This is a genomic window from Achromobacter veterisilvae (assembly GCF_037619525.1).
In the GTDB taxonomy this organism is placed as follows: domain Bacteria; phylum Pseudomonadota; class Gammaproteobacteria; order Burkholderiales; family Burkholderiaceae_B; genus Achromobacter; species Achromobacter veterisilvae.
The window spans coordinates 2098604-2120693 of the sequence record NZ_CP148753.1; the positions used below are offsets into that span (position 1 = coordinate 2098604).

General features: G+C 68.3%; 16 protein-coding genes. 6 read left to right on the forward strand and 10 right to left on the reverse strand.

Going from position 1 to position 22090, the window contains the following annotated elements; genetic code table 11:
• Window positions 1-26: 26 nt before the first annotated feature.
• Window positions 27-929, forward strand: coding sequence for a LysR family transcriptional regulator (locus tag WHX56_RS09730; RefSeq protein WP_287753648.1), 903 nt, complete (start codon window positions 27-29; stop codon window positions 927-929).
• 4 nt (window positions 930-933) lie between these two features.
• Here WHX56_RS09730 and WHX56_RS09735 read toward each other — a convergent pair whose 3' ends face one another.
• The 6 genes from WHX56_RS09735 to uvrA all read right to left on the reverse strand — a co-directional run bounded on the left by WHX56_RS09735 (window position 934) and on the right by uvrA (window position 12651).
• The gene (locus tag WHX56_RS09735) at window positions 934-3345 is read right to left on the reverse strand and encodes a TonB-dependent receptor (protein WP_338881089.1); all 2412 of its coding nucleotides are present in this window, start codon (window positions 3343-3345) and stop codon (window positions 934-936) included.
• Between the two features lie 124 nt (window positions 3346-3469).
• Window positions 3470-4474, reverse strand: coding sequence for a FecR domain-containing protein (locus tag WHX56_RS09740; protein ID WP_338881090.1), 1005 nt, complete (start codon window positions 4472-4474; stop codon window positions 3470-3472).
• Entirely contained in the window at window positions 4441-4953 is a 513-nt protein-coding gene (locus tag WHX56_RS09745; RefSeq protein WP_129239137.1) for a sigma-70 family RNA polymerase sigma factor, read from the reverse strand. The genes WHX56_RS09740 and WHX56_RS09745 overlap by 34 nt, the downstream gene beginning before the upstream one ends.
• 102 nt (window positions 4954-5055) lie before the next feature.
• Complete coding sequence (locus WHX56_RS09750) at window positions 5056-5688, reverse strand: aminotransferase class IV family protein (protein ID WP_338881091.1); 633 nt, start codon at window positions 5686-5688, stop codon at window positions 5056-5058.
• A gap of 58 nt (window positions 5689-5746) precedes the next feature.
• The gene (locus tag WHX56_RS09755; RefSeq protein ID WP_338881092.1) at window positions 5747-6883 is read right to left on the reverse strand and encodes an aminodeoxychorismate synthase component I; all 1137 of its coding nucleotides are present in this window, start codon (window positions 6881-6883) and stop codon (window positions 5747-5749) included.
• Between the two features lie 5 nt (window positions 6884-6888).
• On the reverse strand, window positions 6889-12651 hold the full coding sequence (gene uvrA / locus WHX56_RS09760; RefSeq protein WP_338881093.1) for an excinuclease ABC subunit UvrA: 5763 nt from the start codon (window positions 12649-12651) through the stop codon (window positions 6889-6891).
• Window positions 12652-12890: 239 nt separating this feature from the next.
• On the opposite strand from uvrA, the gene WHX56_RS09765 reads away from it, so the two are divergent.
• The 4 genes from WHX56_RS09765 to WHX56_RS09780 all read left to right on the forward strand — a co-directional run bounded on the left by WHX56_RS09765 (window position 12891) and on the right by WHX56_RS09780 (window position 15599).
• Window positions 12891-13676, forward strand: coding sequence for an IclR family transcriptional regulator (locus tag WHX56_RS09765; RefSeq protein WP_338881094.1), 786 nt, complete (start codon window positions 12891-12893; stop codon window positions 13674-13676).
• A gap of 22 nt (window positions 13677-13698) precedes the next feature.
• On the forward strand, window positions 13699-14340 hold the full coding sequence (locus WHX56_RS09770; RefSeq protein ID WP_129239132.1) for a bifunctional 4-hydroxy-2-oxoglutarate aldolase/2-dehydro-3-deoxy-phosphogluconate aldolase: 642 nt from the start codon (window positions 13699-13701) through the stop codon (window positions 14338-14340).
• Window positions 14333-15265, forward strand: a complete 933-nt coding sequence (locus WHX56_RS09775; protein WP_129239131.1) for a sugar kinase — start codon at window positions 14333-14335, stop codon at window positions 15263-15265. The genes WHX56_RS09770 and WHX56_RS09775 overlap by 8 nt, the downstream gene beginning before the upstream one ends.
• A 205-nt stretch (window positions 15266-15470) precedes the next feature.
• The gene (locus WHX56_RS09780) at window positions 15471-15599 is read left to right on the forward strand and encodes a hypothetical protein (protein WP_006226408.1); all 129 of its coding nucleotides are present in this window, start codon (window positions 15471-15473) and stop codon (window positions 15597-15599) included.
• Between the two features lie 528 nt (window positions 15600-16127).
• On the opposite strand, the gene WHX56_RS09785 is transcribed toward WHX56_RS09780, so the two are convergent.
• Window positions 16128-17081: a LysR family transcriptional regulator gene (locus WHX56_RS09785; protein WP_129239130.1), complete on the reverse strand. Its 954-nt coding sequence runs from the start codon at window positions 17079-17081 to the stop codon at window positions 16128-16130.
• A gap of 224 nt (window positions 17082-17305) precedes the next feature.
• Here WHX56_RS09785 and WHX56_RS09790 point away from each other — a divergent pair, with 224 nt between their 5' ends.
• Complete coding sequence (locus WHX56_RS09790; protein ID WP_129239129.1) at window positions 17306-18241, forward strand: glycosyltransferase family 2 protein; 936 nt, start codon at window positions 17306-17308, stop codon at window positions 18239-18241.
• A 160-nt stretch (window positions 18242-18401) separates the two neighbouring features.
• Here the strand turns inward: WHX56_RS09790 and WHX56_RS09795 are convergent, their stop codons facing one another.
• Genes WHX56_RS09795 through WHX56_RS09805 form a run of 3 tightly spaced genes read right to left on the reverse strand, consistent with a single transcriptional unit; the run spans window position 18402 to window position 22014 of the window.
• Complete coding sequence (locus WHX56_RS09795) at window positions 18402-19184, reverse strand: ABC transporter ATP-binding protein (protein WP_338881095.1); 783 nt, start codon at window positions 19182-19184, stop codon at window positions 18402-18404.
• The gene (locus WHX56_RS09800) at window positions 19184-20977 is read right to left on the reverse strand and encodes a branched-chain amino acid ABC transporter ATP-binding protein/permease (RefSeq protein WP_338881096.1); all 1794 of its coding nucleotides are present in this window, start codon (window positions 20975-20977) and stop codon (window positions 19184-19186) included. Before WHX56_RS09800 ends, WHX56_RS09795 begins: the two co-directional genes overlap by 1 nt.
• Window positions 20974-22014, reverse strand: a complete 1041-nt coding sequence (locus WHX56_RS09805; RefSeq protein ID WP_338881097.1) for a branched-chain amino acid ABC transporter permease — start codon at window positions 22012-22014, stop codon at window positions 20974-20976. Before WHX56_RS09805 ends, WHX56_RS09800 begins: the two co-directional genes overlap by 4 nt.
• Window positions 22015-22090: the final 76 nt, after the last annotated feature.

A 22090-nucleotide genomic window follows, 5' to 3' on the forward strand; every position in this document is an offset into this window, starting at 1 on the left:
AAACAAATATTGGTGGAGACAAGCGCATGAACCTGCAAGACGTGGACCTGAACCTGCTGGTCGTCTTCAACGAACTGCGGAAACACGGCCGGGTATCGGCCGTGGCGGAGAGCCTGGGCATTTCGCAGCCCGGGGTCAGCAATGCGCTGGGCCGGCTGCGCAAGCTGCTGGGCGACGAGCTGTTCCTGCGGACCTCGCGCGGCATGGTGCCCACGCCCTACGCCGAAGCGCTGGCGCGGCCGATCGCCGATGCCCTGGACGCACTGCACAGCACGCTGAACGCCCGCGCCGCGTTCGATCCCGCGCACAGCGAGCGCGCGTTCGTGGTCGGCGTGAACGACGTGGGCGAGACCTACTTCCTGCCCCGGCTGATGCGCGCCCTGGAGCGCGCCGCGCCGGGCGTCACCGTCCGCACCGTGCGCACGACCTCGATCGATGTGAAAGACGAGATGGAGCGCGGCCGGATCGACCTGGCCATGGGCTTCCTGCCCGGCCTGAAAAGCGGCTTTTTCCAGCGGCTGCTGTTCCGCCAGCCCTATGTCTGCATCTTCCGGCGCGACCATCCCCTGGCGCGCACCGGCGTATCGGCCAGGCAGTTCCGCGCGGCGGAGCACGTGGCCATCGTGTCGGAAGGCACCGGCCACGGCGTGGTGGACGAGGTGATCGGGCAGGCCGGCATCCGCCGGCGCGTGCGCCTGACGGTGCCGCATTTCATGGCGGTGGGGCCGGTGTTGCAGGCCACCGACATGATCGCGGTGGTGCCGCGGCGTTTCGCGGATTGCGCCTGCGGGCCGTTCGACCTGGCCACGACCGCCTGTCCGGTGAAGATCCCGGAGTCGGTCATCAACGTGTTCTGGCACGCCCGCAACCACCGCGAGCCGGCCAACCAGTGGCTGCGGCAAGTGGTGGTCGACGAGTTTGCCGACTGAGTTCTCAGAACTGCATCTGGGCCGACAGCGCGATGCTGCGCGGGCTGCCCAGGTAGTAGCTGTTGAGCCAGTAGCTCCGGTTGGCCACGTTGTTGACGTTCAGGCGCAGCGTGAGAGGCCGGCCCGTTACCTTGGTCGCGTAGCGCAGGCCGAGATCGAAGGTCGTGTACGAGGGCAGCCGGCTGGTGTTGGTGGCCGTGGCCCACTGCTTGCCGACGTAATAGACGCCGCCGGTCAGGCTGAGGCCGGGAGCGAATGGAAGCGCGTATTCCGAATACAGTTTGGCCGTCAGCTTGGGCACGTTGATCGGGGCATTGCCGTCATTGTCGCTGCCTTCGACGCGGGCCGTCAGCAGCGTCGCGCCGCCCACCACGGTCCAGGCATCCGTGACTTTGCCCACTGCCGAGACTTCGGCGCCGCGATGGCGTTGGGTGCCGCTCTGTACGTACACATTCGCGTCGTTGGCGTATTCATAGGCTTTCTCGATGTCGAACAGCGCGCCGCTCACCAGCACGCCGCCCAACTCGGCCTTCAGCCCCAGTTCGCGCTGTTTGCTGCGCATGGGCGACAGGACTTGCCCGCGGTTGACCGCCTCGTCGGGCGCCACGCCGCCTTGTTCCAGGCCTTCGAGGTAGGTGGCGTAGGCCGTCAGCCAGGGCGTGGGCATGAACATCAGCGACACGTTCGGCGAGGTCAGCCCGCGATCGTAGTCGGGTTGGCTGGCGGCGCCGTTCTCGTCGCGCTCCATCGCCTTGATGGTGCTGCGATTGACGCCCGCCAGGACGGACCATTGTTCGTTGAAGCGGATCAGGTCGCCGATCATGAAATTGTCGTTGCGGATGCGGCTGGCGTAGTAAGTTCTTGCGGAAGCGTCGGACGGCCAGGCAGGTTCCGGCACATGCGTCGGCGAGTCCAGGCTGTACGGGCCGACATAGCCGGTGCTGGGGAAGTAGGTGGATTGCCACTGCTTGTCCATGTATCCGTAGTAGCCCATGGTGATCTGGTGGGCTATCGGTCCGGTGTCGAATGAAATGTCCGCCAGGGCCTGCCAGGCTTCGGATTCGGTGCTGGTCGGCCCGACCTTCTGCCGCAATTGCGCGTATTGGGTGGACGAGCGCAGCGAGTTCATGGTGTGGTACTGGACGGGCCTGTCCTGGTATTCGCGCAGATGCGCGACGCGCAGCGTCAGGTGGTCGCTGGCCTCGTAGGTCATGCGGGCCATCCACTTCCGGCTTTCGGTTTCATCGTGGATCCAGGGCTGGCCCCAGTTCTTGCCGGCGTCCGGCGCCTTGGGACGGGAAAGGTCATCGCGGACGAACCAGTACGCCGTGGGGGCCGTCATCTTGTAGTCGCTGTAAGAGGCGCCGAGTTCCAGCTTGAAGCGGTCGGTGATATTGAAATCCAGCGCCAGGCTCGCCAGGCTGCGGTCGATCTTCTGGTCGTCCACGGCGGTGTCGCCATTCTGGCGCACCAGGTTCACGCGATAGCCGATCTTGCCGTTGCTGTCGAAAGGGCCGCCGAAGTCGCCGTGCACATAGTATTGGCCGCCGCCGTAATTGCCCGCCGTGATGCTGTTCAGGCGCTCCGGCGTGGGCCGCTTGTGGACGTAGTTCACCATGCCGCCGGGCGAGGCCGCGCCGTAGAGAAAGCCCGACAGGCCGCTCAGGACCTCGACGCGCTCCTTGTCTTCGAGCGAGGCGGCGAAACCGAACGAGCGGCGCAGGCCTTCCTCGGCCCGATCGTAGCTGTTGAAGCCGCGGATCTTGACCATCGGCGCCCAGCCGCTGAGCTGCGGCGTCTGCGTCATGGTCGACGGGTTGATCTTGTACACGTCGTCGGGCGACTGCGCCTGGACGTTCTGCAGTAGTTCGCGCGGCACGACGCTGAACGAATAGGGGGCATTGCGCAACTCCATGCGGCCCAGCGCGCCCGTGGAGGAGATGGTCGAGACGCGGTAGCCGTCGCTGGCCAGCCCCTCTTGCTGCAGGGCGGCGGCGGTGTTGCCCTGTACGGTAATGCCGGGCAGGGTGACGGCGTCGACCGCCGGCGCCGGACGCACCGTGTAGGCGTTGCCGCGCCGCTCCGGCCGCAGGCCGGTGCCGGCCAGGATGGCGTTCAGGCCCGACCAGGCCGATTGCCTTCCCCGCAATCCCGGGCTCTGGCGCCCGGTTGTGAGCGAGGCCTCTACCGAGACCTGGATGCCGGCCTGCACGGCGAACTCGGTCAGCACGCGGCTCAGTTCGCCGGCAGGAATGTCGTAGTCGCGCTCGTCCGGCGCGGGCGAGGCGCGCGGAGTCTGCGCCTGCAAGGCGCAGGGCGCGGCCAGGCCGATGAGCGCGGCGGCGGCGATCGCGGCGGCGGCCGGCAGGCGCGCGGTTGCGCGCCGGCGTGTGGAACGGGGGGAAAGGAAAGGCATGTGCATGGTTCGGCCCGGGCTGGAAGTGAAAGCGTGTGGTTTCACCCCGTATGCCAATCGAGCAAGCGAAAAGGGGAACTTCCCGGCGATGGCGCGCCACGGGCGCGGGGCCGCGGCGGGAGGGCTAGCGGGGCTCCAGCACGGTCCACCACGGCATGGGCATGCGCACGCGCACCGGCAGCGTCGCCTCCAGCGTCGCCAGAACCTGGCGCGTGTCGGCCGTCGCGTAGGTGCCCACGATGCGCAGGTCGGCGATCGCGGGCGCGCAGCCCAGATAACCGCGGCGGTAGCGCGACAGTTCTTCCACGAAATCGCCCAGGCGCATGTTTTCGGCGACGATCAGTCCCTCGGCCCAGGAGCGGCGGGCGGTGGCGGCAGCCTCGACGGGGCCGGCGCCAGACCGGGTGATGCGCGCCTGCTCGCCCGCATGCAGGATGCTGCCGGCGGCGCCCTCGCTCGTCGGTTCGACCCGCACGGCGCCTTCGAACACCGCGACCACGCTGGCGTCTTCCTGCTGGTAGATGCCGTAGCGGGTACCCAGCGCGCGCAGCCGCGCTTGCGCGGTGTCGACCACGAAGGGGCGCGGCGGCGACTGGATGTCGGGGGCGGTGGCGACCAGGATTTCGCCCGCTACCAAGCGAATGCGGCGCAGGTCCGCGCTGTAGTCCACGTCGATCGCGCTGTCGGTGTTGAGCCAGATGCTGGCGCCGTCGGCCAGGCGGATTTCGTGGCGTTCCCCCAGGCCGGTGTGATGGGAGGCGGCCCACTGGCGCCACGGCACGGCTTGTAGGGCGCCCCATGATCCGACGCCGCCCGCGCACAGCAAGGCCAGCATTTTCAAGGCCCGGCGGCGTCGGGCCTGGCCGGCCGCGGCGGCGTCCAGCACCCGGTGGGCCATGGGTTTGCCGGACCCCGGCAGGTCCAGGAATTTACCGCTGATGGCTTCGACCTGGCTCCAGGCCAACTGGTGGGCCGGATCGGCGTCGTGCCACTGGCGCCAGCGCTGGCGCTGCGCGGCGTCCACCGCCGGCGCGCCCAGCACGGCGAACCACTCGGCGGCTTCCTGCAGCACCTTGAAGCTGGGCGCGGCGGGGATCACGGTGCGTGCGCCCTGCCCGCGGTCAGGCAATGCAGCATCGCCTGCGCCATGTATTTCTTGACCATGCGTTCGGACACGGCCAGGCGCGCGGCGATTTCAACGTAGGTATAGCCCTCCAGTTGCGCCAGGAGGAAGGCCGTGCGGGCCTTGGGATTGAGCTGGCAGAGCAGCGCGTCCAGTTCGCACAGCGCCTCCAGCAGCAGGGCGCCTTCCTCGGGGGAGGGGGCCTGTGTGTCGGCCACGGTGGCCAGCGTCTCGCGGTAGGCGCGTTCCAGGTCCTGGCGGCGCCAGTGGTTCACGATCAGCCCGTGGGCGATGGTGGTGAGGTAGGCGCGCGGTTCGCGCACGGGTTCGAGACTGCGCAGCAGGCGCAGAAAGGTATCGTGGGCCAGGTCGGCCGCGTCGAACGCATTGCCCAAGCGCCGGCGCAGCCATTCCTGCAGCCAGCCGTGATGGTCGCTATACAGCGTTGCTAGGTCGGGAGGTGCCGCGCGGGGAGGGGGAGACACGATGGGACGCTGCCAACGTCGAGCATTTAATAAGAATGAGTATCAATTATTATTCACGCGCGCCGGTTTGGCAATCGGCGCCATGCCGCTCCCGGACGATCGTCAGGAGTGGCGCAGCACCACAGGGAACCAGCCGCGCAGCGCGTTGGACAGGCGGATTTCGTCGGCGGCGTGCAGGTCGGCCAGGGTCAGGACGCGTTCCTCGACCTCGCCGCTGTCCAGCAGTTCGGCGCGCTGCACGCCGGGCAGGCAGCCGCTGTCCACGGGCGGCGTGTACCAGTCGCCGTCCAGGCGCAGGTAGACGTTGCTGCGGCTGCCTTCGCACAGTTCGCCGCGCTCGTTCAGGTAGAGCAGGTCGAAGATGTGCGGATGCGAGGGCAGCCATTCGATGGTCTTGGTGTACCAGGGCCGGTAGGTGGTCTTGTAGCGCAGCAGCGGTTCGGACGAACGCAGCGCCTCGGGCGCCAGCATGGCTTCCTGCCCGGCGGGCAGGGGAGGCAGGACGGCGGTCTGGATGCTGCGGCTGCCGTCGCGCGACACCAGCAGCCGCAGGCGGTGCGGCCCCGGGGTCGCCAGGCCCAGCGCCGTGATCATGATGTCGCCTTCCACGGCGCGCCCGCCCCAGCCGTAGCCGAGGTCCTTGCAGGACGCCTCCAGGCGCTTGAGGTGGCGGGCCAGCAGCGGCACGCGGCGTTCGGCATCGACCAGGATGGTCTCGATCAGTTCGGGTTGCATGGGACTCTCCTAGGGACGGCCGCGCTCTATCCTACTACCGCGGCCTCCGCCTGGGCGCTCAGGCCCGCAAAATCCGGGCCTTCCAGTGGCATTCCTGCCATTCTTCCGCGGGGTCGGAGTCGTGCACGATGCCGCCGCCCACGCTGTAGACCCCCTGGCCGGACCCATCCAGCACCAGCGTGCGGATCGCGACGTTCAGCGAAAAATCGCCGTCCGGCGCCAGCCAGCCGATGCTGCCGCAGTACAGGCGGCGCGGCGCCGCCTCCATCTGGCGGATCCGGCGCATGGCCGCCACCTTGGGGGCGCCGGTGATGGACCCGCAGGGAAACAGCGCGCGCAGCACGTCCTCCAGGCTGGCGCGGGGCGCCAGCGCGGACACGGTGGACGTCATGGTCCAGACGGTGGGGTAGCGCTCCAGCGAGAACAGCGCGTCCACCTGGACCGAGCCCGGTTCGGCCAGCCGGCCGAGATCGTTGCGCAGCAGATCGACGATCATCAGGTTCTCGGCGCGGTTCTTCCCGCTGGCCAGCAGCGCCTGGCCCAGCCGTTCGTCTTCGGCCGGGTCGGCGTGGCGCGGGGCCGTTCCCTTCATGGGGCGCGTGGTCAGGCGCGGGCCGTCGCGGCGCACGAACAGTTCGGGCGAAAAAGACAGCACCGTGCGCGCGCCGTCCTGGATGAAGGCGCCGTGCGCCACCGGATTGCGGGCGGCGATGCGCCGGTACAGCGCGGCGGGGTCGCCCTGGTAGCGCAGGTCCAGCGGCTGGGTGAAATTCACCTGGTACAGCTCGCCGTCGCCGATCAGCGCGCGGATCGCGTCGATCCGCCGCGCGTACTCCGGCTCGGTCATGCGCGGCGCCGGCAGGCTGATGGACGCGGGCGCGCTGCCGGCATCCGGGGCGTCCCAGGGCGCTTCGTCCGCCTTGCGCTCGAACACCAGCGCGGTCAGGCGGGGTCCGCCGTCGCCGCGCGGCGGCGTCCAATCGCCGGTGGGCGGCGGCAGCGTGGCTTCGGGCAGCAGCCATTCGCCCAGTTCATAGTCCAGCAGAAGCGCCACCCATCGCCCCTGCCGCCGCGCCGCCTCGATGGCGGCCAGCGCGGGGGCGACTTCGGCGGCGGCGCGCGCCTCGATCCGCGAACAAAAGCCCTCCAGCCGCAGCGCGCGGCCGGCCAGCCGGTCTTCAAAACGACATTCCATGCTTCTTACTGCTGTTGATGTGCCAGGAATTCCTTCAGGACCCGCCCCGTGTGGGAATGGTCGCTCAGGGTCATGACGTGTTCGGGCGACCCTTCGCCCACCAGCCTTCCGCCGCCCGTGCCGCCTTCGGGGCCCAGGTCCAGCAGCCAATCGGCTTCGGCGATCACGTCCAGGTTGTGTTCGATCACCACCACCGTATTGCCCGCTTCCACCAGGCGGTGCAGCACGTGGATCAGCTTTTCCACGTCGGCCATGGACAGGCCGACGGTGGGCTCGTCCAGCACGTACAGCGTGTGGGGGATGCGGGAAGCGCGGCCGGTCTTGATCAGGCCGTCGGTCAGCCGGGCCTTGGACAGTTCGGTCACCAGCTTGATGCGCTGGGCTTCGCCGCCGGACAGGGTGGGCGAGGGCTGCCCCAGGGTCAGGTAGCCCAGGCCCACGTCCTGCATGAGCTGCAAGGGGCGGTGGATCTTGGGGTGCGCCGCGAAGTAGCCGATGGCGTCGTCCACTTCCATGGCCAGGAGTTCGCCGGCGTTCTTGCCGCGCATCTGCACGCTGAGCGTGTCGCTGTTGAAGCGCGCGCCGTTGCAGCCGTCGCAAGGCACCTTCACGTCGGGCAGGAAGTTCATTTCGATGGTGCGCATGCCCTGGCCTTCGCAGATCGGGCAGCGGCCGTCGCCGGTGTTGAACGAGAAGCGCGCCGCCGTCCAGCCGCGCATGCGCGCTTCGCGGGTATCGGCGAACTGCTTGCGAACGTCGTCCCAGAAGCCCACATAGGTGGCCGGGCACGAGCGCGGCGTCTTGCCGATGGGCGTCTGGTCCACTTCGAGGACGCGGTCGATGGCTTCCCAGCCCTTGATGCTCTCGCAGCCCGCCCAGCCCGGCGCCTTGCCCTTCGAGACGGCCTGCGTCAGGTTGTCCAGCAGCACTTCGCGCGCCAGCGTCGATTTGCCCGAGCCGGAAACGCCGGTCACCACGCTCAGGCGCCCGACCGGAATCTTCGCGTCCACGCTGCGCAGATTGTGCAGGCGCGCGCCCTTGATCTCGATCATGGGCGTGTCGGCCTCCACCGCCCGGCGGCCCTGCAGCGGATGCGTCAGCGGCTTGGCCAGGTAGCGTCCGGTGACGGATTCGGGCGCCTCGATCAGGTCCTGCGCCGTGCCTTGCGCCACCACGCGGCCGCCGCGGATGCCCGCGCCCGGGCCGATGTCGATGATGTGCGAGGCGCGCCGGATGGTGTCGTCGTCGTGCTCCACCACCACCAGCGTATTGCCGTTGCCTTCCAGGCGCGCCAGCGCGTCCAGCAGGATGCGGTTGTCGCGCGGATGCAGGCCGATGGTGGGCTCGTCCAGTACGTAGCACACGCCCTGGAGGTTGGAGCCCAGTTGCGCGGCCAGGCGGATGCGCTGCGCCTCGCCGCCGGAAAGCGTGGGCGCGGCGCGGTCCAGCGCCAGGTAGTTCAGGCCCACTTCCTGCATGAAGTTCAGGCGGCCGCGGATTTCCGCGAGGATGTCGCGGGCGATCTCGCCTTCGCGCCCGCGCGCCACCAGGCCGGTGAAGAAGGTGTGCGCGTCCGACACGGGCAGCGAGGCCAGCTCCGCGATCGACTTGTCGCGCCAGCGCACGGCCCGGGCCACGCGGTTCAGGCGCTCGCCGTCGCAGACGGTGCAGACCTTGGCCTCGCCTTCGTACCAGGCGTTCCAGGCGGTTTCCTCGCCGGTCTGTTCTTCGTCGAAGCCTTGCAGTTGCAGGCCCGTGCCGAAGCAGCCCGTGCACCAGCCGTGCTTGGAGTTGTACGAGAACAGGCGCGGATCGGGTTCGGGGAAGCTGGTGCCGCAGGACGGGCAGGCGCGCTTGACCGAGAAATGCTGTTGCTGCAATTCGCTGTTCAGCGCTTCATGCAGCTTGTTCACGGGCCAGACGATGGACATGACGCCCTGGCCGTTCTCCAGCGCGCTCTTGACCGCCGCGCGCAGGCCGGCTTCGTTGGCCGGGTCCACGACCACGTCGGCCACGGGCAGTTCGATCGTGTGTTCCTTGTAGCGGTCCAGGCGCGGCCAGGGCGCGACCGGGATGAACTCGCCGTCCACGCGCAGGTGCGTGTGGCCCTTGGATCCAGCCCACTTGGCCAGGTCCGTGTAGTAGCCCTTGCGCGCGGTGACCAGCGGCGACAGCAGGCCGATGTGCTCGCCCTTGTGCTCGCGCAGCAGCCGCGCCACGATCTGGTCCGCGTTCTGGGGTTCGACCGCCACGTTGCAGTCGGGGCAGTACTGCGTGCCCAGTTTGACGTACAGCAGCCGCAGGAAATGGTGGATTTCCGTCATCGTGGCCACGGTGGACTTGCGGCCCCCGCGGCTGGTGCGCTGCTCGATGGCCACGGTGGGCGGGATGCCGAAGATGGCGTCCACGTCCGGCTTGCCGGCCGGCTGCACGATGGCGCGCGCGTACGCGTTGAGCGATTCCAGGTAGCGGCGCTGGCCCTCGTTGAACAGAATGTCGAAGGCCAGCGTGGACTTGCCCGAGCCGGACACGCCGGTGATGACGGTGAACTTGTCGCGCGGGATTTCCACGCTGACGTTCTTCAGGTTGTGCTCGCGGGCGTTGCGGATCTCGATCGCCATGTTGTCCTGGCGGCGCGCGCGCACCAGGGATTGCAGCGGCGTGCCCATGCCGGCCCCGTAGGCCGCGCCGGGTTCGGCGATGCGGGCGGTCAGGCCGGCCTGTTCGACTTCCTGCGCGTCGGCGTCGCTGGTGACGACCACGTCCGCGGGCAGGATGCTGACTTCGTAGTCGCGCAGCGCGGCGCCCGTGTGCGATTGCGGGTTGTCCATCAGGTCCTGCGGCGTGCCCACGCCGATGACCTGGCCGCCGGCGTCGCCGCCTTCGGGGCCCAGGTCGATCAGCCAGTCGGCCGCGCGGATGACGTCCAGGTTGTGTTCGATGACCAGCAGCGTGTGGCCGGCGGCCAGCAGCTTGCGGAAGGCGCGCATCAGGCGCGCCACGTCGTCGAAGTGCAGGCCGGTGGTGGGTTCGTCGAAGAGGAACAGGCTGCCCTTCTTGGCGACCTTGGCGGTGGAGATGCCGCTGCGCGCCGCCTCGGCCAGGTGGCCCGCCAGTTTCAGCCGCTGCGCCTCGCCGCCCGACAGGGTCGGCACGGGCTGGCCCAGGCGCACGTATTCCAGGCCCACGTCGGCCAGCGGCGCCAGGCCGGTCTGCACGTCGCGCAGGCCCTTGAAGAAGTCCAGGGCCTCGCTGACGGTCATTTCCAGCACTTCGTCGATGGACGCGCTCTTGCCCAGGTGCTCGACGCGCACTTCCAGCACTTCGGGGCGGAAGCGCTTGCCGTCGCAATCCGGGCAGCGCAGGTAGACGTCCGACAGGAACTGCATTTCCACGTGTTCGAAGCCGGTGCCGCCGCAGGTGGGGCAGCGGCCGTCGCCGCCGTTGAAGCTGAACGTGCCCGCCGTATAGGCGCGCTCGCGCGCCAGCGGCGCCTGGGAGAACAGTTTGCGGATGGCGTCGAACGCGCCCACGTAGCTGGCCGGGTTGGAGCGGGCCGTCTTGCCGATGGGCGTCTGGTCCACCATGACGACGTCCGCGATCTGCTCCGCGCCCAGCAGGCGCTCGAACGGGCCGGGCGCTTCCGACGGCCGGCCTTTCTGTTTCAGCAGGGCGGGGTACAGCACGTCCTGCACCAGGGTGGACTTGCCCGATCCGGACACGCCGGTCACGCAGACCAGCCGGCCCAGCGGCAGTTCGACGGAAACGCCCTTCAGGTTGTGGGCGGTGACGCCTTCGAGCAGCAGGCGCGGCGTGTTCGCCGCCACGGGCATGGGCCGCGGCGCTTCCACGCGCTGGCGCCCGCCGAGGTAGTCGCCGGTCAGGGTATGCGCCGCCCGCAGTTGCGCGGGCGTGCCGTCGAACACGATGCGGCCGCCGCGTTCGCCGGGGCCGGGGCCGATGTCGATGATGCGGTCCGCGGCCACCATGACCTGCGGATCGTGCTCCACCACCACCAGCGTGTTGCCGGCGTTGCGCAGCCGGTGCATGACTTCGACGACCCGGTGCATGTCGCGCGGGTGCAGGCCGATGGAGGGCTCGTCCAGCACGAACAGCGTGTTCACCAGCGAGGTGCCCAGCGCCGTGGTCAGGTTGATGCGCTGCACTTCGCCGCCCGACAGCGTGCGGCTCTGGCGGTCCAGCGTCAGGTAGCCCAGGCCCACGTCGCACAGGAACTTGAGGCGCGCGCGGACCTCGGTCATGAGCAGGTCGGTGGCGGCGTCCAGCGCGCCGGAGAAGGACAGCGTGTCGAAGAACAGCCGCACCCGTTCGATGGGCAGCAGCATCACGTCATGGATGGACAGGCCGCCCAGGCCGTTCAGTTGTTCGCGGGTCCAGTTGGCGCCCACGGGCATGAAGCGCTTGTAGCGGCCGTCTTCCGGCGGCAGCACGGTGTCGGCCTCTTCCTTGGTGCCCAGGCGCCACAGCAGCGCGTCGGGCTTGAGCCGCGCGCCGTTGCAGGTGGGGCAGGGCGTGTAGCTGCGGTATTTCGACAGCAGCACGCGCACGTGCATCTTGTAGGACTTGGTTTCCAGCCAGTCGAAGAAGCGCTGCACGCCGTACCACTGATGCTTCCAGGCATCGCTGCCGCCCTTCCAGTCGGGCGTGCCGTAGAGCACCCAGCGCTTGTGCTCTTCGCTCATCTTCTTCCAGGGCACGCCCAGCGGAACGCCGGCCTTCGGCGCGTACTTCTGCAGTTCGTCCTGGCATTCCTTGTAGGACGGGGTCGTCCACGGCTTGATGGCGCCTTCCAGCAGGGTCTTGTTCTCGTCCGGGATGACCAGCCCGAAGTCGATGCCGATCACGCGGCCGAAGCCGCGGCAGGCTTCGCACGCGCCCAGCGGCGAATTGAACGAGAAGCTGCTGGGCAGCGGGTCGGTGTATTCGATGTCGCAGTCGGCGCAATGCAGGCGGTCGCTGTACTTCCAGACGTGGGCGTTGCCGCCCTCGGCGTCCACCGCGTAGACGGCCAGGTGGCCTGCGCCCATGCGAAGCGCGGTATCCAGCGCTTCCATGACGCGCTCGCGTTCGGTGCCGGCGAAGCGGAAGCGGTCCTGGACCACGTGCAGGATGCGGCGCGATTCGGCGGCGGCCTTCGCGCCCTTGGCTTTCTTGGCGCCCTTGGCCGGCGCCGCGGCGCGGACCGTCGCGTTCTCTTCGGCATGCACGCGCGTGTAGCCCTGCTGTTCCAGGAAGCCGCGGACTTCTTCTTCGGTGAAGTTGGCGGGCACGGCGATCGGGAACGTCACGACCAGGCGCGGATCGCCGGCGGCCGCGGCGCGTTCGGCCAGCGAATGACAGACCGAGTCCGGCGTATCGCGCCGCACCACCTTGCCGCAGCCGCGGCAGTACAGCTTGGCGCCGCGCGCGAACAGCAGTTTCAGGTGGTCGTTCAGTTCGGTCATCGTGCCGACCGTGCTGCGCGAACTGCGCACCGGATTGGTCTGGTCGATGGCGATGGCGGGCAGGATGCCTTCGATGCGGTCCACCTGCGGCTTGTCCATGCGGTCCAGGAACTGGCGCGCATAGGGCGAGAAGGTTTCCACGTACCGGCGCTGCCCCTCGGCGTACAGGGTGTCGAAAGCCAGGGAACTCTTGCCGGACCCCGATACGCCGGTCACGACGACCAGTTCGCCGGTGGCGATGGTCAAGTCCAGGTTCTTGAGATTGTTCTGGCGGGCGCCAACGATGCGAATGTGAGAGCTCATGGACGGTATCGTAGCCTGAGGGAAGAGGCCTGCCCGAGCGACGACCCGTCGCTGGTTCCGAGCGCGGCGATATGGAATAATTGCCTATATTGTGAGGCTTGTGTCTATAATATGGACAAAAAGCAGGCTCACTAGCTGTACAAATAAACAGTATCGCAGATTCGTCCGAAATTCGCGCTGTCTGGCTTGCTCTTTCCGCTTGCCGCCGCGCGGCGGGGCGGCATCCGCTGGAGACTCCTTTGCTGGAAACCAAGGTCGCGGGCACCGCGGCGTTCGCCAAGTTCATGACGGTGCTGCAGGCGGTGGCCGACGCGCCGCAGCCGCCCACCGCCGCGGCGCTGGCGCGAAGCTGCGGCTACCCCCGGCCCACCGTCTACCGGATCGTCGCGGCGCTGGCGGAGCAGGGCATGGTGGCCGAAACGGGCGGCGCCTACCGGCTGGGGCCCAGGCTGATGTCGCTGGCCAGCCGGGCGTGGTCGCAGTTCGACCTGCGCGCCGCGCTGGCGCCCGAATTGCAGGCCCTGCGCGACGAAACCGGCGAAACCGTGCACCTGGCGGTTCCTGCCGGACGCGAGATGACCTACATTGACAAGCTGGAAAGCCCGGGCCCGGTGCGCATGGCATCGCGCGTGGGGGCGTCCGTGGCGCTGCATTCCAGCGCGGTCGGCAAGGCGTACCTGGCGGCGCTGGACGAGGCCTCGCGCGAACGCCTGCTGCGCGGCCTGCCGCTGGCCGCCCGCATGCCCGGCACGGTGACCAGCCTGCCCGCGCTGCGCGCCCAGTTAGACGAAACCGCGGCGCGCGGATACGCCACGGACAACGAGGAAAACGAAGCCGGCATCGTCTGCTACGGCGTGGCGCTGTGCGACGCGGCCGGGCGGCCCGTCGCGGGCGTCAGCGTCAGCACCTTGCTGTTCCGGCGGCACGGCGATCCGCAAGCCGCCTACATCGAACCCTTGCTGCGGCTGCGCGATGCCGCCGCGGCCAAACTTGCCGTGCTGCCGGCCTCTCCCGGCGGCGCCTGACAGCCAGCCCCCAAGGAATCCCATGACCGCTCCCCTTGCCTCCAAGCTTGCCGCCCTGATGGCCGCCCGGGTCGTTCCCGTGTTGCGGTACACGGACGCGGCCACCGCCGCGTATGCGGCCGAAGTCGCCGTCGCCGCCGGTTGCGCCACGCTGGAACTGACCTGGACCATTCCCGGCGTCACCGACCTGCTGCGGGCCTTGCGCGACAAGCACGGCGGCGCGCTGCTGCTGGGCGTGGGAACGGTGCTGGACGAGCAGCAGGCGCGCGAGGCGCTGGTCGCGGGCGCCGACTTCCTCGTGTCGCCCGCCCTGGCCACCGACATCGTCGACATGGCGCACGCGGCCGACGCGCTGTGCCTGCTGGGCGCCTTCACGCCCACCGAAGTGCTGGCGGCGCGGCGCGCCGGCGCGGACGTCGTGAAGATTTTCCCGGCGGACACGGGCGGCCCCAAGCACCTGGCCGCGCTCAAGTCCGTCTACCCGGACACGCTCTTGTGTCCCACGGGCGGCGTAACCCAGGAAAACATGGGCGCGTACTTCGCCGCCGGCGCGGCGCTGGTGGGCATCGGCAGCAACCTCTACGACAAGGCGGCCTTCGCCGCCCGCGACACCGCCGCGCTGGTGGCCCAGATCGTCCGCACCCGGGAGGCCGCCCATGGCTGATTTCGACATCGTCGCGCTGGGCGAGCCGCTGGTCGAGCTGAACCAGACGCACCAGGAGCAGCGGCAGTACTTGCAGGGCTTCGGCGGCGATACCTCCAACGCCGTCATCGCCGCGGCGCGCCAGGGCGCAAGCTGCGCCTACCTCACCCGGGTGGGCGATGACGCCTTCGGCAGGCAGTTCCTGGATCTCTGGCGGGCGGAGGGCGTGGACGTCTCGGGCGTGGAGGTGGACCGGGAGGCGCACACCGGCCTGTACTTCGTGCAGCACGGCCCGGACGGGCACGCCTTCAGCTACCTGCGCCGCGGCTCCGCCGCCAGCCTGATGACGCCCGCCAGCCTGGAATCCGGCCTGATCGAGCGCGCCCGCTTCCTGCACGTGTCGGGCATCAGCCTGGCGATCAGCACCAGCGCCTGCGACACCGTCTTCGCCGCCATGGAGCGCGCACGGGGAGCCGGCGCGCAGGTCAGCCTGGATTCGAACCTGCGCCTGCGGCTGTGGCCGGTGGATCGCGCCCGCGCTATCCTGCGCGAAACCATGCGCATGGCCGATCTTTTCCTGCCCAGCATGGACGACATGCAGCACCTGACCGGCAACGACGATCCGGAACGCACGCTGGACTGGATCCGCGACGGCGGCGCTGAGGGCGTGGTGGTGCTCAAGCTGGGCAAGGACGGCTCCATCATCGACGACGGCGGCAAGCGCACTCCGATGCCCGCCCTGCGCGTGCAGGCCGTGGACGCGACCGGCGCGGGCGACTGCTTCGCCGGCAGCCTGCTGGCGCGCCGCTGCCAGGGCGACGCCTGGGAAGACGCGGTGCGCTATGCCAACGCGGCGGCGGCGCTTTCGACGCTGGGCTATGGGGCGGTCGATCCCTTGCCGCGCGCGGAACAGGTCCGGGAGCGTCTGAAGGAACTCTCGGCCTGACCGTCAGGGGGCGCGAGAAGGCGGACGTCTTGACCTGTCCCGTATTTTTTGTGCCCAGGGGCGGCGCCGGATTTTCCGGCCATTGGCGCGCGCCGCGAATTTCAGGCTAAAATGCCAAGTTACCCGAATTTTCCGCCAGCCCAGTATCCGGTTGTGCGGGTCTCGTTTTTCCGCACAATTTACGCATTTCATCAGGAGAATAAACATGGCCGAACGCAAACGCGTGCGTCGCAACACCCTGGAACGCCGTTGCCTGGGCAAGGCTTTCAAGCGCTTGTTCGTCAAGTCGCCCAAGGGCGTGTTCAAGATGCTGGAAAAGATCAAGCGCGTCTAATAGGTGCGCTGGGCTGAAAGCAGGTTTCAGCCCAGGTCGGGAAAACCCGCGCGGCGCGAGCCTCGCGGGTTTTTGTTTTTGGAGGCAGCACAGTGCCTGGGCAAGTGTCTGACACCCGTCGAGGCCGCGTTGGTATGGACGGGCGTCTCATGGGGTGTCAGACACCGGATCCGGGACGGCCACCAGATCCGGGACCGTCAGTGTCTGACACCCTTGGCGCGCTCGTCGATACGCACCGGCGCCGCATAGGGGTGTCTGACACCCATCGAGGCCGCGTTGGTATGGATGGGCGTCTCATGGGGTGTCAGACACCGAATCCGGGACGGCCAAGTGTCTGACACCCATCGAGGCCTCGTTGGTATGGACGGGCGTCTCATGGGGTGTCAGACACCGTATCCGGGACGGCCAAGTGTCTGACACCCGTCGAGGCCGCGTTGGTATGGATGGGCGTCTCATGGGGTGTCAGACACTGAATCCGGGACGGCCACCTGATCCGGCTCCGATCCGGAGCACCTGCCAGCGGGGAAATCAGGCGTCCTGCGCCGGGCCGAGCTTGGGCAGGATGAAATCCATGAAGGCCCGGGTCTTGGCCGGCTGGATGGTGGACGGATACACCACATAGAGCGAGATCGGGTCCACGGACCAGCCGGGCAGCACCCGCTTGAGCGAATTGCGCTTGATGATGGGATCCAGGGCCTGGCAGTGCGGCATGCGCGTAATCGCCAGGTCGAGGCCCGCCAGGGTGCCCGCGATGCTCATGTTGTTGGCCGCGAGATGGCCGGCGACCGGCACGCGTTCGCTGACCCCGTCCTGGTGCAGCGTCCAGTACGAATGCGCTTCGTCGATGGTGGTCCGCAGGCACTGGTGCTGCGCCAGGTCGCCCGGCGTCCTGGGTTCGCCGTGGCGCGCCAGGTAGCGGTCGGACGCATACAGGTAATTGTCCAGGGACACCAGCTCCTGCACCACGCCGCCGCTGTGCGAAACGCCGTTGCCGGCGTCGACGGCGGTGAGCGAGCGGTCCGAATCGCGGCCGAAGCGCAGCACCACGTCGAACGGGGTGCCCTGCGCGTCGGACGCCGTCATCATGCTCAGGTCGAACTCGCACTCCACTTCGGGGTAGCGTTCGGTGAAGTCGTTGATGGTCTCGGGCAGCAGCCACATCGCCAGGCTGTAGGGCATGGACACCCGCAGGTTGCCCGAGGGGCCGCCGGACAGCATCTGTAGCTGTTCGTGCGCCAGGCGGGCCTCGTCGATCAGGCCCTGGCAGCGGCTCATGTAGGCCGCGCCGGCTTCGGTCAGGTCCAGCCGGCGCGTGTTGCGGTTGATCAGCCGCAGGCCGATGGCGCGTTCCAGCTCGTTGATGCGGCGCGACAACGTCGACGTGGGCATGTTCAGCGCGCGCGCCGCCAGGCTGAAGCTCTTGCGCTTGGCAACCTCCACGAACAAGGCGATGTCATTGAGCTGGACAGTCGAAGCTTCCATAGGCATTCCGGATTTGGCCGCCCGAGTTTACGCCACTCGGGTGCGCCGCCCAAAACCCGCGCCGCCCGCGCAGGCCGGGAATGCACCCGGCTCTGTCAGATTTGATTGCAAATTCGAATGCCCCGGCATCGGTTCGCGCAGGCATATCCCCTACACTTCATGCGAATACATAAAGACCAAGACCGCAGCGGTTGCATGAGGAATCGCAAAGGGGCACAGTGGGCATGACCGACACGCCAATTTTCTTTACCGTTCTCACGCCCACCTACAACCGGGCGGGCACGCTGCACCGGGTATACGAATCGCTTTCCCGGCAAACTTTCCGGGGTTTCGAATGGGTGGTGGTGGACGACGGCTCCACCGACAATACCCACGAATCCATCCTGGACTGGCAGGCGCGCGCCGATTTTCCGATCCGCTATTTCTGGCAGAACAACCAGCACAAGAAAACGGCGTTCAACCGCGGCGTGCGCGAAGCGCGCGGCAAGCTGATCGTCGGGCTCGACAGCGACGACGAAATGCCGCCGGACGCGCTGGCCATTTTCAAGGAAGCCTGGGAAAGCATCCCGCCGGCGCGCCGCGAATCGTACGTCGCCGTCACGGGCCTGTGCGCGCGTCCCGACGGCAGCATCGTGGGCGACCGCTATCCGCAGGACGTATTCGACAGCACGGCGGTGGACGTCTACTTCCGCTACCGCATCAAGGGCGAGAAGTTCGGCTGTATGCGCACCGACATCCTCAGGACCTATCCCTTTCCCGAGGACGTGGCGGGCTTCGTGCCCGAAAGCCTGGTGTGGTGGGCGATCGCGCGCGCCGGCTACCTGAGCCGCTTCATCAACCGCGTCGTGCGCACCTACCACGACACGCCGGGCAGCCTGAGCCAGGGCGCGGTGTCCGCCGCCAACAACGCCCAGGGCCTGTACCTGCTGGCCTGGGACATGCTGCAGCACCATTTGGAGTTCTTCCGCTACCGCCCGCGCGAATTCATGATGGCCGCCGCGCGCTACACGCGCTTCCGCCTGCACCTGAAGCATTCCGGCGTGCCGACGGCGGTCCAGGCCTACAGGCTGACCCACCCCATCGCCAAGTTCATGGTCGCCGCGATGTGGCCGCTGGGCTATGCGCTGTATCGCAGGGACCGGAGGCGGGGAGTAGCTTGACCTTCCCCACCCTCTGCGTGTCTGACACCCGTACGAGACAGTCGAACAAGTTCAAGACAGTCTTCCCGGGTGTCTGACACCAGCCGTATCTTCTTCTTGGTGTCAGACACCCGGAAACACCCGTTGGTATTGAAGGGCGTCTCGTACGGGTGTCTGACACCTAACCCGGCGGGGTGTCAGACACCCGAGCCGAGGGCGCCGCACCCGCCTGTCCCGCCCCGTGCCCCAATCCCAGATACACCTCCACCACGCGCGGATCCTCCGCCACTTGCGCGGCGGGGCCTTCCAGCGTGACCGTTCCCGTTTCCAGCACGTAGGCGTAATCGGCCACCTGCAGCGCGGCGCGGGCGTTCTGTTCGATCAGCAGGATGGACACGCCCATTTCCCGCAGGCGCGCCACGATGCGGAACACTTCGCGCACGATGCGCGGCGCCAGGCCCAGGCTGGGTTCGTCCAGCATCAGCAGCCGGGGCTTGGCCATCAGCGCGCGGCCCACCGCCAGCATCTGGCGTTCGCCGCCCGACAGCGTGCCGGCCAGTTGCGCGCGGCGCTCCTTCAGGCGGGGGAACAGGTCGTAGACTTCGGCCAGCGTCTGGTCCTGGTCGCGCAGCCCGTTGCGGTAGCGGTGGAACGCGCCCAGCATCAGGTTGTCCTCGACGGTCATCTCGGCGAAAAGCTCGCGCTTCTCGGGCACCAGGTTCATGCCGGCGGCCACCATTTCCTCGATCTCGGCGTGCTCCTGCCGCCGGCCCCCGAAGCCGATCTCGCCGGTGGACGGCAGCACGCCCATGATGGCCGACAGCAGCGTCGTCTTGCCCGCGCCGTTGGGGCCGATCACGGTGACGATCTGGCCTTCGCCGACCGCCAGGCTGACGCCAGAGACGGCTTCGACCTTGTCATAGGCCACGCGCAGGTCGCGCACTTCCAGCAGTTTCGCGCTCATCATTCCACTCCGCCCAGATAGGCTTCAAGCACCGCGGGGTTGTGCTGGATCTCGGCGGGCAGGCCCTCGGCGATCTTTTCGCCGAAGTCCATGACCACGACGCGGTCCACCAGCCCCATCACGAAGTCCATGTCGTGTTCGACCAGCAGGATGGCCATGCCTTCGGCGCGCAGCTTCTTCAGCAGGTCGGCCAGTTCGCGCTTTTCCTGGTAGCGCAGGCCGGCCGCGGGTTCGTCGAGCAGCAGGATGCATGGGTCGGACGCCAGCGCGCGCGCGATCTCCAGGATGCGCTGCTGGCCCAGGGCGAGGGAGCCGGCCTCGTCGTGCAGATGCCTGCCCAGGCCGACGCGCTCGACCTGGCGGGCCGCCTCGGCCAGCAGGCGCGCCTCTTCCGCGCGGTCCAGCCTCCAGGCGGCCGGCATCACGCCGCGGTGGCCGCGCAGGTGCGCGCCTATGGCCACGTTCTCCAGCACGCTCATGCGGCCCAGCAGGCGCACGTGCTGGAAGGTGCGCGACAGGCCGAGCCGCGCGATCCTGCGCGCGCCCGCGCCGGCCACCGACTGGCCCAGCAGCGTGACCTGGCCCGAGGTGGGCGTGTCCACGCCGGATATCTGGTTGAACATGGTGCTCTTGCCCGCGCCGTTGGGGCCGATGAGCGCGAGGATCTCGCCCGCCCGGATCTCCAGGTTCATGGCGTTGTTGGCGACCAGGCCGCCGAACCTGCGCGTCACGTCCACGGCCTTGAGCACTACCTCGCCGCGCGGCGGCATGGGCTTGCGGGGCAGCGGCTCGGCATCCATGTCCAGCTTGCGCACCTGCTTCTTCAGCGGGACGCAGCGGGTCAGCACGGGCCACAGGCCGCTGCGGGCGCGGTGCAGCAGCAGCACCATGCCGAAGCCGAACACGATCACTTCGAAGTTGCCCGTCTGGCCCAGCAGCCTGGGCATCCAGTCCTGCAGCCATTGCTTGAGGACGGTGAATACGCCCGCGCCGACCAGCGCGCCCCAGACCTGTCCCGCTCCGCCGATGACGGTCATGAACAGGTATTCGATGCCCATCTGCAAACCGAAGGGGTTGGGGTTCACGAAGCGCTGCATGTGCGCGTACAGCCAGCCGGAGGCGCAGGCCTGCAGCGCCGCGATGATGAAGATCACCATGCGCGAACGGGCCGTGTCCACGCCCATGGATTCCGCCATGACGCGGCCGCCCTTGAGCGCGCGGATGGCCCGGCCTTCGCGCGAATCCAGCAGGTTCTGCGTCGACCACACGGCCGTCAGCAGGAAGGCCCAGATCAGGTAGTAGATGCTGCCGCCCTGGGTCAGCGGCCAGCCGAACAGGTCGATGGGAGGAATGTCCGGAATGCCGGTGTGGCCGCCCAGGCCCTCGACGGAGCCGAAGACGAAGTAAAGCGACAGGCCCCAGGCGATGGTGCCCAGCGGCAGGAAGTGGCCGGACAGCTTCAAGGTGATCGCGCCCAGCAGATAGGCGATCGCCAGCGTCAGCGCCAGCCCGGCCAGCAGGGTCAGCCAGGGCGACGCGCCCAGCCACGCCAGCCAGGATGGAAGGCTGTCCGCGCGGGTGGTGAGCAGCGCCGTCGTATAGGCGCCCACGCCCACGAAGGCGGCCTGCCCGAAGCTCGTCAGGCCGCCCACGCCGGTCAACAGCACCAGGCCCAGCGCCACCATGGCGTACAGGCCGATGTAGTTCAGCAGCGTTACGTAGAAGGGCGGCAAGGCCAGGGGGGCCAGCGCCAGCAGCGCCAGGAATGCGTAGAGGAGGTGGCGCGGATTCATTCGTCTTCTTCCTCGACGTGGTGGCTTTTCAGTGAACGCCAGAGCAGTACGGGGATGATCAGCGTGAACACGATGATTTCTTTATAGGCGCTGGCCCAGAACGAGGAAAAGGCTTCGATCAGGCCGACCAGGACGGCACCGGCCGCGGCCAGCGGATAGCTCACCAGGCCGCCGATGATGGCGCCCACGAAGCCCTTCAGGCTGACCATGAAGCCGGAGTCGAAGTACATGGTGGTGATGGGGGCGATGAGAATGCCCGACACCGTGCCGATCAGCGCGGCCAGGAAGAACGTGGCCTTGCCGGCGAAGACGGGGGAGATGCCCATCAGCCGGGCGCCCAGGCGGTTGAAGGCGGCGGCGCGCAGCGCCTTGCCGTACATGGAGCGTTCGAAGAACTGGTAGAGCACGATGATGAGCAGCGCGGACACGGCGACCACCCACAGCGCCTGGCTGTTCACGTTGAGCGGACCCAGCGTGAGGCTGGCCTCGCTGAACGGCGCGCTGCGGGCGCCTTCGGCGCCGAAGGCGAGCAGCCCCAGGCCGACCAGCGCCAGGTGCACCGCGATGGACACGATCAGCAGCACCAGGGTCGAGGCGGAGGCGATGGGCTGGTAGAACAGGCGGTACAACTGCGGCCCCATCGGCACGACCAGCAGCAGCGTCAGCAGCGCCTGCGCCGCCATCGGCAACTGGGCCACCGGCAGGCGGTAGAACAGCGCCGCCAGGATCAGCGGATACGCCAGCTTGGCCGCCATGCGCCAGAGGCCGCGGTTGCGGCCGGGCCGCTTGCGGCGCGCCATCAGGTCGGCGGCGGCCTCGGCCACCGCGAAGGCGAACAGCAGCCACACCAGCAGCACCGGCTTGCCCGCCTGGAGCGCGGCCATGGTGAGCGCGCCGAACGCAACGAACTCGCCTTGCGGGATGAACAGCACGCGGGTGACGGTAAAGACCAGCAGGATGGACAAGGCCAGCAGCGCGTAGATGGCGCCGTTGGTGATGCCGTCCTGCCCAAGAATCAGGGCAATCTGAGCATTCATGCAGAATTCCGGATAGGACAGACAAACATGGCAAACACCTCATCTCCGAATGAGCGCCGCCCCATCGGGATGCCGC

What these genes read in the sequence shown, in the direction of transcription:
- WHX56_RS09790 (WP_129239129.1), top strand. Translation starts at nt 17,306, where the DNA reads ATGACCGACACGCCAATTTTCTTTACCGTTCTCACGCCCACCTACAAC.
- WHX56_RS09795 (WP_338881095.1), bottom strand. Translation starts at nt 19,184, where the DNA reads ATGAGCGCGAAACTGCTGGAAGTGCGCGACCTGCGCGTGGCCTATGAC.
- uvrA (WP_338881093.1), bottom strand. Translation starts at nt 12,651, where the DNA reads ATGAGCTCTCACATTCGCATCGTTGGCGCCCGCCAGAACAATCTCAAG.
- WHX56_RS09780 (WP_006226408.1), top strand. Translation starts at nt 15,471, where the DNA reads ATGGCCGAACGCAAACGCGTGCGTCGCAACACCCTGGAACGCCGTTGC.
- WHX56_RS09735 (WP_338881089.1), bottom strand. Translation starts at nt 3,345, where the DNA reads ATGCCTTTCCTTTCCCCCCGTTCCACACGCCGGCGCGCAACCGCGCGC.
- WHX56_RS09770 (WP_129239132.1), top strand. Translation starts at nt 13,699, where the DNA reads ATGACCGCTCCCCTTGCCTCCAAGCTTGCCGCCCTGATGGCCGCCCGG.
- WHX56_RS09755 (WP_338881092.1), bottom strand. Translation starts at nt 6,883, where the DNA reads ATGGAATGTCGTTTTGAAGACCGGCTGGCCGGCCGCGCGCTGCGGCTG.
- WHX56_RS09785 (WP_129239130.1), bottom strand. Translation starts at nt 17,081, where the DNA reads ATGGAAGCTTCGACTGTCCAGCTCAATGACATCGCCTTGTTCGTGGAG.
- WHX56_RS09800 (WP_338881096.1), bottom strand. Translation starts at nt 20,977, where the DNA reads ATGAATCCGCGCCACCTCCTCTACGCATTCCTGGCGCTGCTGGCGCTG.
- WHX56_RS09750 (WP_338881091.1), bottom strand. Translation starts at nt 5,688, where the DNA reads ATGCAACCCGAACTGATCGAGACCATCCTGGTCGATGCCGAACGCCGC.
- WHX56_RS09805 (WP_338881097.1), bottom strand. Translation starts at nt 22,014, where the DNA reads ATGAATGCTCAGATTGCCCTGATTCTTGGGCAGGACGGCATCACCAAC.
- WHX56_RS09775 (WP_129239131.1), top strand. Translation starts at nt 14,333, where the DNA reads ATGGCTGATTTCGACATCGTCGCGCTGGGCGAGCCGCTGGTCGAGCTG.
- WHX56_RS09730 (WP_287753648.1), top strand. Translation starts at nt 27, where the DNA reads ATGAACCTGCAAGACGTGGACCTGAACCTGCTGGTCGTCTTCAACGAA.